This window comes from Promicromonospora sp. Marseille-Q5078, from assembly GCF_050315395.1.
Classification (GTDB): domain Bacteria; phylum Actinomycetota; class Actinomycetes; order Actinomycetales; family Cellulomonadaceae; genus Isoptericola.
Genome location: NZ_JBNPQG010000001.1, coordinates 1,589,886 through 1,606,354, shown reverse-complemented (window position 1 = coordinate 1,606,354; position 16,469 = coordinate 1,589,886). Strand labels below are relative to the sequence as shown.

Genomic DNA, 16,469 nt, shown 5'->3' with positions numbered 1-16,469 from the left:
CTGTCGAAACCACCAACGGGGAGCCTGTCAGGCACCCCTATCCGCACGGGTCCATGTGGGATCTCGACAAACGGCCCCGAGCGGCGTTGGTACCGGGCACAGACTTCGGCACGCACGCCCCGAGCGTGCCGGAGGACGGCGGAGCACGCGTTACCGTGAGCCGTGCCCACCATCAGCAAGGTCCTCGTCGCGAACCGCGGTGAGATCGCCGTCCGCATCGCCCGTGCCTGCACCGACGCCGGGATCGCGTCCGTCGCCGTCTACGCCGACCCCGACCGGGACGCGCTGCACGTCCGGCTCTCCGACGAGGCGTTCGCGCTGCAGGGCCAGCGCGCCGCCGACACCTACCTCGACGTCGACAAGCTGCTCGACGTCGCGCGCCGCTCCGGCGCGGACGCGGTGCACCCCGGCTACGGCTTCCTGTCGGAGAACGCGCAGTTCGCGCAGGCGGTGCTCGACGCCGGGCTCGTGTGGATCGGCCCGCCGCCCGCCGCGATCGAGTCCCTCGGCGACAAGGTGAGCGCGCGGCACATCGCGCACGCCGCGGGCGCCCCGCTGGTGCCCGGCACCGCCGACCCGGTCCAGGGCGCGGACGAGGTGCACGCGTTCGCCGCCGAGCACGGGCTGCCGATCGCGATCAAGGCGGCGTTCGGCGGCGGCGGCCGCGGCCTGAAGGTGGCCCGCAGCGCCGACGAGATCGACGAGCTGTACGAGTCCGCCGTGCGCGAGGCCGTCGCCGCGTTCGGCCGCGGCGAGTGCTTCGTGGAGCGCTATCTCGACCGTCCCCGGCACGTCGAGACGCAGTGCCTCGCCGACACGCACGGGAACGTCGTGGTGGTCTCGACCCGCGACTGCTCGCTGCAGCGCCGCCACCAGAAGCTGGTCGAGGAGGCGCCCGCGCCGTACCTCACCCCCGAGCAGGAGGCCGAGCTCGACCGCGCGTCGCGGGCCATCCTGCGCGAGGCCGGCTACGTGGGCGCCGGCACCTGCGAGTTCTTGGTCGGCACCGACGGCACCCTGTCCTTCCTCGAGGTGAACACCCGCCTGCAGGTGGAGCACCCGGTCACCGAGGAGGTCACGGGCATCGACCTGGTGCGCGAGCAGCTGCGCATCGCCGCCGGCGAGCCCCTCGGCTACGACACCACGACCGCGCGCGGGCACTCCTTCGAGTTCCGCATCAACGGCGAGGACCCGGCCGCGGGCTTCCTGCCCTCCCCCGGCACGGTCACCACGCTGCGCTGGCCCACCGGCCCCGGCGTCCGCGTCGACACGGGCGTCGTCGAGGGCGACACGATCTCGGGCGCGTTCGACTCGATGATCGCCAAGCTGATCGTCACCGGCGCCACGCGCGAGCAGGCGGCGCAGCGCGCCCGCCGCGCCCTGCGCGAGCTCGAGGTGGCCGGCATCCCCACGGTCGTGCCGTTCCACCGCGCGGTCATGGAGGCGGAGGACTTCGTCCCGTCCGGCGGGGACGCCTTCCGCGTCCACACCCGCTGGATCGAGACCGACTTCGCCGGCGAGCTCAGCGCCCTCGCGCCCGCTGCGTCCGCCCCCGCGCCGGACACCGAGGACGACCCGGAGGAGCTCGCCGAGCGAGTCGTCGTCGAGGTCGGCGGCCGCCGCCTCGAGGTCGTGCTCCCCGCCGGGCTCGGCGTCGCCGCGGGCCGCGCCCGCCGCGCGAGCGCTGCCCGCCGGCCCGCCCGCCGGGGCGCGTCGCGCACGTCCTCCGCGGCGAGCGGGAACACCCTCGCCTCGCCCATGCAGGGCACCATCGTCAAGGTCGCCGTCGAGGACGGGGCGCAGGTCGCGGAGGGCGACCTCGTGGTCGTGCTCGAGGCCATGAAGATGGAGCAGCCGCTCCTGGCCCACCGCGCGGGCACGGTGCGGTCCCTGTCGGCGGCCCCGGGCGCGAGCGTCACCGCTGGCGCCGCCATCTGCGAGATCGTCGACTGACGCATCCTCGCGAGGTAGTCCGCATCCCGCGAGGTAGTCCGCATCCCGCGAGGTAGTTCGAAACCCCGCGAGGTAGTTCCGAGCACGGCGAGGTAGTTCGCCGCCGGTAGGTCCTCGAACTACCTCGGCTGTCCTCGAACTACCTCGCGGATTCCGGGGTGGGCTCGGCGGCCTTCGCCGGTCGGGCGATGGCGGCGAGCGACCGCCGGGCGGAGGGTACGGAGAGTACTGCCGCGACGAAGGCGGCGAGCAGGGTGCCGGCGACGACGAGCAGGACCTGCACGGAGACGCGGTCGGCGAGCGGGCCGAAGACCACCATGCTCAGCGGCATGGCGACGGTCATGACGATGCCGACGAACCCGAAGACTCGCCCCTGCATCTCGGGCTCGACGGTCTCCTGCAGGATCGCCATGCTCGGCGCGGACATCAGGGTGAACGAGACCCCGACGAACAGCCCCAGCGTGAAGAACAGCCACATGTTCGTCGACAGGCCCAGCCCCACCGTGAACACCCCCGCCCCGAAGGTGGTGCCCACGATGAGCGCCACCCGGTTCGTCACCCGGGTACCGACCAGCGCCATCGCGAGCCCGCCGGCGAGCATGCCCGCCGCCCAGAACACCTCGTTGGTGGTGAGCTTCCAGACCTCGTCACCGAAGGTGCGGGTCACCATGAGCGGCGTGAGGTAGGACGGCGCGCCGATGAGCACCATCGTGACGGCGAAGATCGTCATGAGCCACTTCACCGGGCCGTGCCCGCGGACGTACCGGACGCCGGCGGCAAGGTCGCCGAAGTAGGTCGGCCGCGCCGGTGGCGCCTCGGCGGCCTCCTCGGCTCCCGGGTCGTCGCGGCGCACCAGGCGGGGCACGGTCACGAGCAGCAGCATGCCGACGCCGAGGACGGCGGTGACGACGTCCACGAGGAACACGGCCACGATGTCGAAGCTCGCGTAGATCGCCGCGGCGAGCACGGGGGCGAGCAGCATCATCCCCGACTGGATCGACTGGTTGATCCCGTTGATGCGGATGAGCTGCGGCGCCGGCACGATCTGCGGCACCAGCGCGTTCACCGCGGGCGTCTGGATCCCGGCGAACGTGGAGCGCACCGCGAGCGCCACGTAGATCAGCCACAGGTCGTCGACGCCCGAGAGCATGAGGAGCGCGAGCGCCAGGGTGATGGTCGCGATGGCGCTGTCCGCGCCGATGATGAGCAGCTTGCGGGAGTGCCGGTCGGCCCAGACCCCGCCGAAGATCGACACGAACGCCTGCGGCAGCATGCCGAACACGATGCTCAGCATGAGCACGGAACCGGACTGCGTGACGATCGTGAGGTGCCACATGACGGCGAACTGCACGAGCATCGACCCGAGCAGGGAGACCGTCTGGCCCGTGAGGAAGATCGCGACGTTGCGCTTCCAGCCGGGCATGCCGTCGTCCGGCGGCTGTTCGAGCAGCGGCTCGGACGGCCCGTCGCTCACGGTGGTCACCTGGTCGTCCTCCATGGATCGGGCAGACGACGTGGGGCCGTGGAACTCATCGCTCACCCGACCATCGTCGCCTGTAGCCTGGCGGCGTGCCCAGCCCGATTCCCCCGCGTGAGACGCTCCACCGGCACCCCGGGGACGGCTGGGTGGCGTGCGGCGACCACCGGCACTGGGGCCTGTACGGGGCGGCGGGCCTGCTGCTCGCCCGGCGCGCGGGTGCGACCGGGCGCGCGACGGACGTCGTGCTGCAGCACCGGGCCCCGTGGTCGGACCAGGGCGGCACGTGGGGCGTTCCCGGCGGCGCTCTGGCGCCCGGCGAGTCGCCGGTGGACGGAGCGCTGCGGGAGAGCCTCGAGGAGGCGGCGGTCGAGCCGCGCACGGTGCACGTGCTCGGCACGCACGTGCTCGACCACGGCCCCTGGGCCTACACGACCGTCCTCGCGGACGTCGTCCCCGGCGCCACCGTCGAGCCGACCGCGGCGGACCCGGAGAGCCTCGAGGTGCGGTGGGTCGCGGTCGATGACGTGCCGACCCTGCCGCTGCTGCCCGCGTTCGCCGCGGCCTGGCCCGAGCTGCGCGCGCGGCTCGACGCCGGCCGCTGACGCGACCGGCCCCGACGGACGTCAGTCGGTGGCGCTCTGCCCCGACTGCCCGTGCAGCACGCGGGCGGCCTCGGCGACGGAACCGGACAGCGACGGGTAGACGGTGAACGAGTCCGCGACGTCGTCCACCGTGAGCCGGTGCGCCACGGCGAGGGTGATCGGGAAGATCAGCTCGCTGGCGCGGGGCGCCACGACGACGCCGCCGAGCACGACGCCCGCGTCGGGGTGGGCGAAGAGCTTCACGAAGCCGTCGCGCATGCCCAGCATCTTGGCGCGCGGGTTGCGCGCCAGGGGCAGGGTGGTCGTGACGTACCGGTACCCGGTCGCCCGCAGCTTCTCCTCGCTGTAGCCGACGGTCGCGATCTCGGGCGCGGTGAAGATGTTGGCGGCCACGCGCCCCAGCTTGAGCGGCGCGACGGCGTCGCCGAGGGCGTGCGACATCGCGATGCGCCCCTGCATGGCGGCGACGGAGGCCAGCGGCAGGACGCCGGTGCAGTCGCCGGCGGCGTACACGCCGGGCACCGAGGTGCGCGACACGCGGTCGACCTCGACGTGCCCGCTCTCCGCGAGGCGCACGCCGGCCTCCTCGAGCCCCAGGCCCTCGGTGGACGGCACGGCGCCGACCGCGATGAGCACGTGCGACCCCTCGACGACGCGCCCGTCCGCCAGGGTGACGGCGACGCCGTCGGCGGTGCGCTCCGCCGAGGCGGCGCGGGAGCGGGACATGACGGTCATGCCACGGGAGCGGAAGACGCCCTCGAGCAGCTCCGCCGCGTCCATGTCCTCGCCGGGCAGCACGCGGTCGCGCGAGGAGACCAGCACGACCTGGGAGCCCAGCGCCTGGTAGGCGCCGGCGAACTCGGCGCCGGTCACGCCGGAGCCCACGACGATCAGTCGCTCCGGCAGCTCGGTGAGCCGGTAGAGCTGGGTCCACGTGAGGATCCGCTCGCCGTCCGGCACGGCGGTGGGCAGCGTGCGCGGGGTGGCGCCGACGGCGAGCAGCACGGTGTCCGCGTCGAGCGCCGTCGTCGCCCCCGAGGCGTCCTCCACCACGACGCGGGACGGCCCGTCGAGGCGGCCGGCGCCGGCGACGATGTCCACGCCCTCGCGCTCCAGGCGCGCGTGGATGTCCCGCGACTGCGCGTCGGCGAGGGCGAGGACGCGGGCGTTGACCGCCTTGAGGTCGACCAGGTCGCGACGCTCCCCCGCCGGGGCCTCGCCGCGGACCCCGAGCTCCGGGCCCTGCTCCGCGGTGGTGAACCACTCGGCGGTCGCGATGAGCGTCTTGGAGGGCACCACGTCCGTGAGCACGGCGGCGCCGCCGAGGCCCTGCCGCTCCACCACGGTGACGCGGGCACCGAGCCGGCGGGCCACGAGGGCGGCCTCGTAGCCGCCCGGGCCGCCGCCGACGACGACCACGTGCGGGGAGCGGGGGTCGGTCTCCGGGACGCCGGGGGTGGCGGCGATCGCGGAGGCCGGGGTGTCGGGGGCAGTGTCCTGCGAGGGGGTGTTCACGGTGGGCACGGGGCCATTGTGTCAGGCCGGGGGCCGCCTGCGCCGGCGCGGCGACGTGCCCCGGCCCGGACTACCCTCGGGACCATGAGCACCACGAGCCGCAGCGTCGGGGACCTCGACGACCCGACCACCGACCCGTTCGACGTCGCGCGTGCCGCGGCCGCCCACATCGCCGAGGCCACGGGGGTGCCCGGCCACGACCTCGCGCTGGTGCTGGGCTCCGGCTGGGGCGGCGCCGCCGAGCTGATCGGCGACACGGTGGCCGAGATCCCGACGCACGAGATCCCCGGCTTCGCCCGTCCCTCCGTCGCGGGGCACGGGTCGACGACCCGCTCGATCCGCGTGGAGCGCCCCGACGGCTCGGTGCGGCACGCGCTCGTGATCGGCAGCCGCACCCACCTGTACGAGGGCAAGGGCGTGCGCCGCGTGGCCCACGGGGTGCGCACCGCCGCCGCGACCGGCTGCGAGACCGTCGTCCTCACCAACGGCTGCGGCGGCCTGCACATCGCGTGGCGCCCGGGCCAGCCCGTGCTCCTCCGCGACCACATCAACCTCACCGGCACGTCCCCCCTCGAGGGCGCGACGTTCGTCGACCTCACCGACCTGTACTCGCCGCGGCTGCGCGAGGTCGCCCGGTCCGTCGACCCCGAGCTGCCCGAGGGCGTCTACGCGCAGTTCCACGGCCCGCACTACGAGACCCCGGCCGAGGTGAAGATGGCCGGCCTCATGGGCGCGGACCTCGTGGGCATGTCGACCACGCTGGAGGCCATCGCCGCCCGGCACGCCGGCATGGAGGTGCTCGGCATCTCCCTCGTGACGAACCTCGCCGCGGGCATCAGCCCGCAGCCGCTCTCGCACGAGGAGGTGCTGGAGGCCGGCCAGGCCGCCGGCCCGCGCATCAGCGAGCTTCTCGCCCGCATCGTCACGACCCTGTGACGCCGTCTCCCAGCGAACCGAGGGGATCCGCCATGAGCCTGGACACCGACGACCCGGCCTTCGAGCCGGCCGCGACGGCGACCGACCTGACCGCGTTGCTGGACCGGGTGGAGCGCTGGATCCGCTACGACGTCGACGACGACGACAAGGCCGAGCTCTCGCGGCTCGCCCAGCAGGCGACGTCCCCGCGGGCGAGCACGCGCGACCGCGCCGTGGCGCTGCTGCGCGACCGGTTCGCCGGCACGCTCCAGTTCGGCACGGCGGGCCTGCGCGGCGCGATGGCGCCCGGTCCGAACCGGATGAACCGCGCCGTGGTCACGACGGCGGCCGCCGGCCTCGGCGCCTACCTCGCGTCGGCCCTCAGGCCGGGCGTGGCACCGCGCGTCGTGGTCGGGTACGACGCCCGCGACCGGTCCTCCACCTTCGCGACGGACACCGCCGCGGTGCTCACCGCCGCCGGCGCGGAGGTCCTGCTGCTGCCGTCCGCGCTGCCCACCCCGGTGCTCGCGTTCGCCGTGCGCCACCTGCACGCCGACGCGGGCGTCATGGTCACCGCGAGCCACAACCCCGCCCGGGACAACGGCTACAAGGTGTACCTGGGCGGGCGCGTCGTGGCCGACGCCGGGCAGGGCGCGCAGATCGTCCCGCCCCACGACGCCCTCATCGCCGAGCGCATCGCGGACGCGGGCCCCGCGTCGGGCGTCCCGCGGGTGGAGTCCGGCTGGACCGTCCTCGGGCGCGACGTGGTCGACGCCTACCTGGCGTCCGTGCACGACCTCGCCGGCCGCGCGGGCACCTCCACCGGGCCGCAGGAGCGGGCCGCGCTACGCGTCGTCACGACCTCCCTGCACGGCGTCGGGGGCCGCGTGCTCGCGCGGGCGCTCGCCGACGCCGGCTTCACGCACGTCACCCCGGTGGAGGAGCAGCTCGACCCCGACCCCGCGTTCCCCACCGTCCGGTTCCCGAACCCCGAGGAACCCGGCGCGATCGACATGGCGGTCGCGCTCGCGGAGGCCCACGCCGACCTGGTCATCGCGAACGACCCCGACGCCGACCGCTGCGCGGTCGCCGTCTACGACCCGTCGGTCGGCACGCACCAGGGCGCGGAGACGGCCCGCTCCCAGGGCTGGCGGATGCTGCACGGCGACGAGGTGGGCGCTCTGCTCGGGCGGGAGGCGGTGCGGCGCATCGCCCGGGGCGAGGTCCCCGCGCCCGACGGCACCGGGGGGCCGGTCGTGGCCTGCTCGGTCGTGTCGTCGCGCCTGCTGTCGTCCATCGCCGTCCGGTACGGCGTCGGGCACGCGACCACCCTCACCGGGTTCAAGTGGATCGCGCGCACCCCGGGCCTGGTGTTCGGCTACGAGGAGGCACTGGGGTACTGCGTCGACCCCGCGCACGTGCGCGACAAGGACGGCATCAGCACCGCGGTCCTCGTCGCGCTGCTCGCCGCCCGGTTCAAGGCCGAGGGCCGCACGCTGGTCGACGCCCTCGACGACGTCGCCCGCGAGAACGGCCTGTTCGTCACCGACCAGCTCTCCGTCCGCTTCGACGACCTGGACCGCATCCCCGACACGATGGCGCGGCTGCGCACGTCGCCGCCGCGCACCCTCGCGGGAGCGGGCGTGGCCCAGGTGCTCGACCTGTCCGACGGCATCGACGGGCTCCCGCCCACGGACGGCATCGTGCTGCTGGGGGCGGACGACACCCGCGTCGTCGTGCGCCCCAGCGGCACCGAGCCGAAGGTGAAGTGCTACCTCGAGGTGGTGGAGCCGGTCGAGCCGGACGCGTCCGCGATCGACGTCGGCCGGATGCGCGTCGCCGCGCACCGCAAGCTCGACCGGATCAAGGCGGACCTGCGGGCGGCCCTGGGCCTGTGACGGCGTGGTGCCGGTGACGCTCCCGCGTCAGCCGGCCAGCGCGGCGTCGTCCTGGTCGACGGCGGCGTTCCAGTCGCGCTTGCGCGCGCGCCAGTCCTCGTCGTCGCTGCCCCGGCGCCAGTAGCCCGACGCCGAGAGCAGCTCGCGCGGCACCTCGAGCTCGGCCCGCACCCAGCGGCGCAGGTCGCGCACGCAGCCCGCCTCGCCGTGCAGGAACACGTCCGGCGCGCCCGCGGGGAACGACCCCGCGGCGTGCGCGGCGCGCACCGTGGCGGCCAGCGCGCCGGCGTCGCCGCCGTGCCCGCGGTGCACCCAGGTGAGGGTGAGGTCCGCCGCCGTCTCCAGGGGCAGCTCGTCCTCGGGGCCGGGCACCTCGACGACGGCGTGCGCGACCGCGCCGGCCGGCAGCGCCTCGAGGGCCGCGGCGATCGCGGGCAGCGCCGAGTCGTCGCCCACGAGCAGGTGCCACGGGGCCTGGGGCGCGGGCGCGTACCCTCCGCCGGGACCCATGAAGGTGACGGCCTCCCCGGGCGCGACGCGCGTGGCCCAGGGCCCGCCGACGCCCTCGTCGCCGTGCACCACCAGGTCGAGGTCCCACTCCGGGCCCTGCGTCGTGTGCCGCGCCGCGCGCACCGTGTACGCGCGCAGCAGGGGGCGGCCGTCGGCCAGCTCGCCGAGCACGAGCTTGACGTAGCTGTCGGTGTGGCCGGTGGGGTCGAGCTCGGCGAGCTCGGGGCCCGCGATCGTGACCCGCACCAGGTGCGGGGTGAGGCGACGCACGGCCGAGACGGTCGCGTGCCGAGGGATGCGCTTGCGGGCCGGCGGGCCGGCGGGAGTCTCAGGCTGTGTGTCAGACATGGTGAGGCGAGCCTAACTTCCCGCGGAGCGGCCGACGCGTGTGACGTCGCTCACCGGGCCGGGCCCGCCGGTGTCGGGCGAGGTGTCAGGCGCGCTCGAACCGCCGCACCGCGGCCGCGGCGAGCCCGGCGGCGAGCGCCAGGGTCACCGTCGCCGCGGCCGGTCCGGCGCCCGGTCCTGCCCGGTCCAGCAGCCACGCCACGGCGAGGACCACGAGCCAGCCGCGCAGGTACCACGCGCCGACCACGAGCATCGCCATGTCGCCGTTCGGCGTCGCCATCGGCGTGAAGAGGCCGGGCGGCGCCGCCGTGGCGCCCGCCACCCAGGCGCGGACCGCGAGGACCGTGACCGCCACGAGGAGCGCGGTGACGGCTCCGCCCGCTCCCCCGACGGCCGCCGCCACCGCCACGACGACGAGCGCCAGGACCGCGGGCACCACCGCGTGCCCGGCGACGGCGCGGCCCGCCGACCCCGGCAGGAGCGCCCCCGGCTGGGGCTGCCCGGCGAAGGCGTGCAGGCCGTCGGCCCACGTCCGCGCCGCGCCGTAGAGCGCCGCCGCACCGGCCACCGTCACCAGCGCGGGGCCGCCCTCCGCACCGGCCCCCACGAGCAGCGCCCCCGCCAGCCCCGCCGCCAGCGACGCGACGAGCGCCGCCGGCCGCCGTCGCAGCCCCAGCAGGTCGCGCGCCACCAGCGGCGCGCGCCGTAGGACCCACCGCGGGAGGCGCGCCCCGCGGCCCGCGTACGTCCGGGGGCCGAGCACGTCCGCGAGCGCGCCGGACTCCCCGCCGACCAGGCCGCGCCCGGCCGTCACGGTGCGCGCCTGGCCCGCGGCCGCGCGGGCGACGTCGAGCTCGTCCGGGAGCACCCGCACGACGAGGCGGACGGACGCCGCCCCCACCACTGCCACGAGCAGCGTCGTCGCGACCAGCACCGGGGTCGGGAGCACGCACGACCCGCCCGGGGCGCCGAGCACCGGCTCGGCGCACGCGAAGACCACGGCCTGCGCCCCGGCGTCCGTCGCCAGGGCGAGCAGCTCCAGCAGGCCGACGGCGAGCAGGAGGCCGGCGACCCCGCGGGCCGTCCCGCGCCGCCGGGAGGTCTGCGCGGCGACGCCGACCGCCAGCGGCACCTGGGCGAGCGCCGCCGCGCCCACGGCCGCCGTCACGAGGGCGGCGGGCGCGCCGCCCTCCGGCGCCGGCGCGATCCCCTGCGTCGCGGCGGTGGCCGCGAAGGCGCCGACCGCCGCGGCGCCGACGACCAGGAGCACGGCACGCCGCCGCAGCACGTCGCGCGGCCGGAACTGACCGGACAGCGCGAACGTGGACTCCGCCGGGCTCGTCCACAGCGGGCCACCCGCGCGGGCGGCGGCGAGCCCGGCGAGGCACGCGACGCCGAGGGCGAGGGCGGCCCCGGCGACCAGCGCCGCCGCGCGCCGCTCCGGGTCCGCCGGCAGGGGCAGCGCCGCGGACGCCTGGGCGAGGGCGGACCAGAGGATCGGCCCGTAGACGAGCGCGAGGAGCACCACCCCGTACCCGAGGTACACCCGGTCGTGCGGGTCGCCGCCGGACTCGGCCGCCCGCACGACCAGCGCGCGGCGCCGCAGCGAGCCCACCCAGCGACGCCAGCGGCGGTACGGCACGCGACGGCCGTCGTCGACGTGCCCGGCGGGTGCGCTCACGGGGCCGTCACCGGGGCCCCGGCGCCGCGAGCTCGACCTCCCGCCCGCGGCGGGCGAGGTCGGCGCGCAGGTCCGGGTCGTGCGTCGCGACGAGCAGCGCGCGGCCGGCGTCCAGCGCCCCCGCGACGAGCCGGCGGGCCACGGCCCGCCACCGGGCGTCGAGGCGCTGCTCGGGCTCGTCGAGCAGGACGAGGCGGGCGGGCCGGTAGAGCGTGGTCGCGAGGGCGAACATCTGGCCCTCGCCCGACGAGAGCTCGCCGGGGAGCTGGTCGCGCACCCGCCCGAGCTCGGCCGCCTCGAGCGCCTCGTCGACGCCGGGGCCGGGGTGCCGGCCCGCCCAGGCAGACGCGACGAGGCGCAGGTGCTCGGCGACGGTCAGGTCCGGGTACGCGGACAGGCCGCCCAGCAGGACCGCGACGTCCTCGCGGCGCCGCAGCCGCGCCTGCCCGGCGGGCAGCCCGAGCACGCGCACGTCGCCCGACGTCGGTTCGTCCTTGCCCGCGACCAGGCGCAGCAGGGTCGACTTCCCGCTGCCGTTCGGCCCGACGACGGCGGCCGCCTCGCCGGGGCCGAGCGCCAGCGAGGTCGGTCCGAGGACCTGCACCGTGCCGTGCGTGCGCGTGGCGTCGCGGACCTCGACGAGCGGCCCGGGCAGGCTCGCGGCGGTCAGTAGCCGCCTTCGCCGGCGGCGGGTGCGCCCCCGGCGAAGCCCGCGAGCACGCCCGCGGTCCCCGAGAGCCCGAGGCGCGTGGCACCGGCGCCGATCATCGCGAGCGCGTCGTCCAGGCTCCGGATCGCGCCGGAGGCCTTGACCCCCAGCGCCCCGCCCACGGTGTCGGCCATGAGCACCACGGCGTGCACGGACGCGCCGCCCGCGGGGTGGAACCCGGTGGACGTCTTCACGAAGTCGGCGCCGGCGTCCTGCGCCGCCCGGCAGACGGCGACGATCTCGTCGTCGGTGAGGGCCGCGGCCTCGATGATCACCTTGAGCACGTACTCGGCCGGGACAGCGGCGCGCACGGCCGCGATGTCGGCCCGGACGGCGTCGAACGCGCCCTCCTTGGCGGCACCGACGTCGATCACCATGTCTACCTCGTCGGCGCCGTCCGCCACCGCACGGGCGGCCTCGGCCGCCTTGACCGCGCTGACGTGCTTGCCCGAGGGGAAGCCGCACACGGTCGCCACCGCGAGGCGGCCCGCGGCCACGCGCGCCGCGTGCGCGACGAACGTGGGCGAGATGCACACGGAGAACACGCCGAGGGCCACGCCCTCCTCGACCAGCGCGGTGACGTCGGCCGTCGTCGCCTCCGGCTTGAGGAGCGTGTGGTCCACGTACCCCGCGAGGGCGGTCGGGTCGGCGGGCAGACCGGCAGGCGTCGCCCGGGGCGCGTCGTTCATCGCTGCGCCCCCTCGACGCGCTGGTACCCCGGCAGGATGACCTCGTCGACGAGGGCACGGCGCTCGTCGTGGTGCATGAACGTGCTCCACGCGGCCGTCAGCGTGACGTCCGCGAGGTCGTCGATCGTCCAGCCCGCCTCGGTGACGAGCCGGGTCATCTCGTTCGACATGGAGGTGCGGGACATGAGGCGGTTGTCCGTGTTGAGCGTGACCGCGAAGTCCAGCTCCTTGAGTCGGGTGATGGGGTGGTCGGCGACGGTCGTCGCCGTCGTGGCGCCGGTCTGCAGGTTGGAGACCGGGCACACCTCGAGCGCGATCTGGTGGTCGCGCACCCAGTGCGCCAGGGTGCCCAGCTCGGCGCGGCGCTCGCCGTTGTCGTCGAAGCCCTCGTGGACGGTGATGTCCTCCACGATCCGCACGCCGTGGCCGATCCGGTCCGCCTGCCCCAGGTGCACGGCCTCGGCGATCGAGGCGGGGCCGGCGGCCTCGCCCGCGTGGATCGTCGTCGGGAAGTCCTGCTCGGCGAGGTAGCGCCAGATCTCCACGTGCCGCGAGGGCGGGAACCCGTCCTCGGGGCCCGCGATGTCGAAGCCGACGACGCCGCGGTCGCGGTGGGCGACGGCGAGCTCGGCGATCTCCTGCCAGCGGTCGGTGTGCCGCATGGCCGTCACCAGCTGCCCCACCCGGATGATCTGCCCGCGGGCGGCGGCCTCGCGGATGCCCTCGTCGATGCCCGCCTGCACGGCCTCCACCGTCTCGGGAAGGGTGAGCCCGCCGGCGAGGTGCTGCTCCGGCGCCCAGCGCTGCTCGGCGTACACGACGCCGTCCGCGGCCAGGTCGAGCACGGCCTCGCGCGCGACGCGGGCCAGCGCGTCGGCCGTCTGCATGACCGCGATCGTGTGGTCGAACGTCTCGAGGTACCGCACCAGCGACCCCGAGTCGGCGGCCTCGACGAACCAGGCGCCGAGCGCGTCGGCGTCGGAGGCCGGCAGCTCGTGCCCCACCTCGGCGGCGAGCTCGAGCACGGTCTGGGGTCGCAGGCCACCGTCGAGGTGGTCGTGCAGGAGGACCTTGGGCAGGGACGGGATCAGGTCGACGAGGGCTTGCGTCATGGGGTCAACCTACCGGCCGTCAGGCGTCGTCGACGGCCTCGGGGTCGTCAGGCCCCGGGACCTCCTGGCTCTGCTCCACGACGTCCGCCTCGGCGGCCTCGCCGTCCAGGTCGGGGCGCGCGTGCCGGGGCCGGTACTCCTCGGCCGCGGCGGGCTCCGGGGCCGCGTCGTCGGGGGCGTCCGCCTCCTCGACCAGGCTGGTCGTGTCGTCGGGACCCTGCAGCCCGGCGTCCCGCCAGGCGTCGTCCGGGACGGTGCTCATGGCGCCTTCTCCTTCGCTCGACCACGGTGCGTTCCCCATCGTGGCCCGGGGTCCCGCGGCGCGCCAGAGGAGCGGAGGGTCAGGTGCGCGGCCGGGCTTGGCGGCCGGGCCGGCGGCCGGGTCGGGCGAGCCGGTCAGCCGCGCGCGTCGCGCGGCAGCAGCGCCCACACGACGTGCGGCCACCCGCCGAGCGCGGGCCCGAGGACGCGGGACTCGCCGCCGTCGTCAGCGGTCAGCGTCGCCACGGGCACGGCGTGCAGGCGGCCCGACGACGGCTCGTACAGGGTGGCGAGCCCGCCCCGGGCGGCGGTCAGCAGCACGACGTGCCGGGGTACGGCCGTCGCGACCCCGCGGGCGAGGTCGCCGCCGGTGTAGAGCGGCACGGGCACGCCCGCGGCCGCCGCTCCCACGGCCGCCGCCAGGACGCCGCGCGCGCCGCGGCCGTCCACCAGCCGGTGGGTGTAGCGCACCCGCCCGTACCGGGCCGCGCGCGCCGCGCCCCACGGCGGGGTGCCCAGCGCGGCGGGCCACGACGGCAGCCGGGACGACAGCCCGCCCGGCCCGTGGGTCGTGCGCGCGTGCCAGCGTCGCTGCAGCCCGGCGAACGCCGCGGCGGCCCCGGTCGGCCACCGGGCCAGCTCGAGCGCGCGGCGCGGGTCGCCCGCGAGGCTCAGCATGCTCGGCACGGCGGCCCCGCAGGTGCGCTCGTCGACCTGCCGGGCCGGAGCGAGCACGCCCTCGGCGGCCGGGAGGGCGAGGGTCCGGGGCCGGCCGGGGGCGGGCGGCGGCGCGTCCCGGCCGAGCGGGTCGAGCACCCACGCCCGCGCGGGCCGCGGGAGCGCGTCGAGCGCGGGCGCGAGGTCGCCGGGGACGTCCGGGCGGGCGAACCGACCGGCGGGCGGCGCCGCCGGCGGGAGCCCCGAGAACGCTCCCACCGCGGCGAGGAGCGAGGTCGCCCGGAGCCGTCCCGGGGCCCGCGTCCCCGCACCCATCGCGCGGCCCGCTCAGCCGATCCGGTCGAGCACCAGCGCCGGGGCCGCGACGCCGGCAGCGCCCGCGGCGCCCCCGTCGCCGTCGTCGCCGTCGACCGACCACGCCCCGTCGAGGGCGGCGCGGGCGCGGTCGAACCGCTCGGGGGTGTCGGTGTGCAGGGTGAGCACCGGCTGGCCCGCCTCGACGCGCTCGCCGGGGCGGGCGTGGATCTCGACGCCGGCCCCGGCCTGGACCGGGTCCTCCCGGCGGGAGCGGCCGGCGCCGAGCCGCCAGGCGGCGATGCCCACCGCGTACGCGTCCAGACGCGTGACGACCCCGGAGCGGTCGGCGACGACGTCCTGCCGCTCCCGGGCCCGGGGCAGCTCCGCGTCCGGGTCGCCGCCCTGGGCGGCGATCATCCGGCGCCAGACCTCCTTCGCACGGCCGTCGGCCAGCGCCGCCCGCACCTCGGCCTCCGGCACCGGCCGACCCGCGCCGGCGAGCATCTCGACGGCGAGCGCTACGGTGAGGTCGACGACGTCGGCCGGGCCGCCGCCGTCGAGCACCTCCACCGACTCCCGGACCTCGAGCGCGTTGCCCGCGGTGCGGCCCAGCGGCACCTGCATGTCCGTGAGCAGCGCGACGGTGCGCACCCCCGCGTCGGTGCCGAGGTCGACCATCGTGCGGGCGAGCTCGCGCGCGGCGTCGAGGTCCTTCATGAACGCTCCGGAGCCCACCTTCACGTCGAGCACGAGCGCGCCCGTGCCCTCCGCGATCTTCTTGCTCATGATCGAGCTCGCGATGAGCGGCACGGACTCGACCGTGCCGGTCACGTCCCGGAGCGCGTAGAGCTTCTTGTCCGCGGGGGCGAGGCCGGCGCCCGCGGCGCAGATCACGGCGCCCACGTCCTCGAGCTGGTCCATCAGCTCGTCGTTGCCGAGCGACGCGCGCCAGCCCGGGATCGCCTCCAGCTTGTCGAGGGTGCCGCCGGTGTGGCCGAGCCCGCGGCCCGACAGCTGCGGCACCGCCACCCCGAACGACGCGACGAGCGGCGCGAGCGGCAGCGTGATCTTGTCCCCCACGCCGCCGGTCGAGTGCTTGTCCGCGGTGGGCCGCGACAGGCCGGAGAAGTCCATCCGCTCGCCGGACGCGATCATCGCGCCGGTCCAGCGCGCCACCTCGGGCCGCGTCATGCCCCGCAGCAGGATCGCCATCGCGAGGGCCGACATCTGCTCCTCGGCGACGGCGCCCCGGGTGTAGGCGTCCACCACCCAGTCGATCTGCGCCGCCTCCAGGGGCTGCCCGTCCCGCTTGGTCCGGATGACGTCGACGGCGTCGAACGGCTCGCGCCGGGACGACTCGGTGCTCATGCTCCGCTCCTGGGGTGGGGACGGTCGAGGTCGTGCGCGTCGAACGCGTCCGGCAGCACCTCGGTCATCGGCACGACGCCCCGCACGGACTCGACGAGGAGGGCCGGGCCGCCGTGCTCCCAGAGCAGCTGGCGGCACCGGCCGCACGGCATGAGGGTCGCGCCGGCGCCGTCCACGCACGTGAACGCGACCAGGCGGCCGCCGCCCCCGGTGACCAGCGCGGACACCAGCGAGCACTCCGCGCAGAGCGTCACCCCGTAGGCGGCGTTCTCCACGTTGCAGCCCACCACCACCCGGCCGTCGTCGACGAGCGCCGCGGCGCCCACCGGGAAGCCGGAGTACGGCGCGTACGCCCGGCCGACGACGTCGCGCGCCGCCGCCCGGAGCGCGTCCCAGTCGACGCCCGCGCCGGTCGTCTCGTCGCGCGTCTCGTCGGGCACGTCGTCGGGCATC

15 protein-coding genes are annotated in these 16,469 nt (G+C 76.5%); 4 read left to right on the top strand and 11 right to left on the bottom strand.

The genetic code is table 11. The features are described from left to right. The first annotated feature begins 162 nt into the window (after positions 1-162). A complete protein-coding gene (locus ACQFYA_RS07395; RefSeq protein ID WP_499122620.1) occupies positions 163-1,953 on the top strand; it encodes an acetyl/propionyl/methylcrotonyl-CoA carboxylase subunit alpha in 1,791 nt (596 codons plus the stop codon). Positions 1,954-2,092: 139 nt separating this feature from the next. On the opposite strand, the gene ACQFYA_RS07390 is transcribed toward ACQFYA_RS07395, so the two are convergent. Further along, complete coding sequence (locus tag ACQFYA_RS07390; RefSeq protein ID WP_499122618.1) at positions 2,093-3,436, bottom strand: MFS transporter; 1,344 nt, start codon at positions 3,434-3,436, stop codon at positions 2,093-2,095. A gap of 86 nt (positions 3,437-3,522) precedes the next feature. Between ACQFYA_RS07390 and ACQFYA_RS07385 the strand changes: the two genes are divergently transcribed. Further along, positions 3,523-4,035, top strand: a complete 513-nt coding sequence (locus ACQFYA_RS07385) for an NUDIX domain-containing protein (protein WP_499122616.1) — start codon at positions 3,523-3,525, stop codon at positions 4,033-4,035. 21 nt (positions 4,036-4,056) lie between these two features. Here the strand turns inward: ACQFYA_RS07385 and ACQFYA_RS07380 are convergent, their stop codons facing one another. Further along, the gene (locus tag ACQFYA_RS07380; RefSeq protein ID WP_499127469.1) at positions 4,057-5,502 is read right to left on the bottom strand and encodes an NAD(P)H-quinone dehydrogenase; all 1,446 of its coding nucleotides are present in this window, start codon (positions 5,500-5,502) and stop codon (positions 4,057-4,059) included. 132 nt (positions 5,503-5,634) lie between these two features. Between ACQFYA_RS07380 and ACQFYA_RS07375 the strand changes: the two genes are divergently transcribed. Next, entirely contained in the window at positions 5,635-6,486 is an 852-nt protein-coding gene (locus tag ACQFYA_RS07375; RefSeq protein ID WP_499122615.1) for a purine-nucleoside phosphorylase, read from the top strand. A gap of 32 nt (positions 6,487-6,518) precedes the next feature. Further along, positions 6,519-8,363: a phospho-sugar mutase gene (locus ACQFYA_RS07370; protein WP_499122613.1), complete on the top strand. Its 1,845-nt coding sequence runs from the start codon at positions 6,519-6,521 to the stop codon at positions 8,361-8,363. 27 nt (positions 8,364-8,390) lie between these two features. Here the strand turns inward: ACQFYA_RS07370 and ACQFYA_RS07365 are convergent, their stop codons facing one another. The 9 genes from ACQFYA_RS07365 to ACQFYA_RS07325 form a co-directional block, all read right to left on the bottom strand. Further along, entirely contained in the window at positions 8,391-9,221 is an 831-nt protein-coding gene (locus tag ACQFYA_RS07365; RefSeq protein WP_499122610.1) for a siderophore-interacting protein, read from the bottom strand. A gap of 85 nt (positions 9,222-9,306) precedes the next feature. After that, a complete protein-coding gene (locus tag ACQFYA_RS07360; protein WP_499122608.1) occupies positions 9,307-10,902 on the bottom strand; it encodes a hypothetical protein in 1,596 nt (531 codons plus the stop codon). Positions 10,903-10,909: 7 nt separating this feature from the next. Beyond that, the gene (locus ACQFYA_RS07355; protein WP_499122606.1) at positions 10,910-11,506 is read right to left on the bottom strand and encodes an ABC transporter ATP-binding protein; all 597 of its coding nucleotides are present in this window, start codon (positions 11,504-11,506) and stop codon (positions 10,910-10,912) included. 62 nt (positions 11,507-11,568) lie between these two features. Continuing rightward, complete coding sequence (deoC, locus tag ACQFYA_RS07350; protein WP_499122603.1) at positions 11,569-12,300, bottom strand: deoxyribose-phosphate aldolase; 732 nt, start codon at positions 12,298-12,300, stop codon at positions 11,569-11,571. Then, a complete protein-coding gene (locus ACQFYA_RS07345; RefSeq protein ID WP_499122602.1) occupies positions 12,297-13,412 on the bottom strand; it encodes an adenosine deaminase in 1,116 nt (371 codons plus the stop codon). The genes deoC and ACQFYA_RS07345 overlap by 4 nt, the downstream gene beginning before the upstream one ends. A 19-nt stretch (positions 13,413-13,431) precedes the next feature. Beyond that, complete coding sequence (locus ACQFYA_RS07340; RefSeq protein WP_499122600.1) at positions 13,432-13,674, bottom strand: hypothetical protein; 243 nt, start codon at positions 13,672-13,674, stop codon at positions 13,432-13,434. Between the two features lie 134 nt (positions 13,675-13,808). After that, a complete protein-coding gene (locus tag ACQFYA_RS07335; RefSeq protein WP_499122599.1) occupies positions 13,809-14,609 on the bottom strand; it encodes a hypothetical protein in 801 nt (266 codons plus the stop codon). Positions 14,610-14,678: 69 nt separating this feature from the next. Continuing rightward, the gene (locus ACQFYA_RS07330; RefSeq protein WP_499122597.1) at positions 14,679-16,016 is read right to left on the bottom strand and encodes a thymidine phosphorylase; all 1,338 of its coding nucleotides are present in this window, start codon (positions 16,014-16,016) and stop codon (positions 14,679-14,681) included. Beyond that, positions 16,013-16,468 (bottom strand): cytidine deaminase, encoded by a 456-nt coding sequence (locus ACQFYA_RS07325; protein WP_499122595.1) that lies wholly within the window; start codon positions 16,466-16,468, stop codon positions 16,013-16,015. The genes ACQFYA_RS07330 and ACQFYA_RS07325 overlap by 4 nt, the downstream gene beginning before the upstream one ends. Position 16,469: the final 1 nt, after the last annotated feature.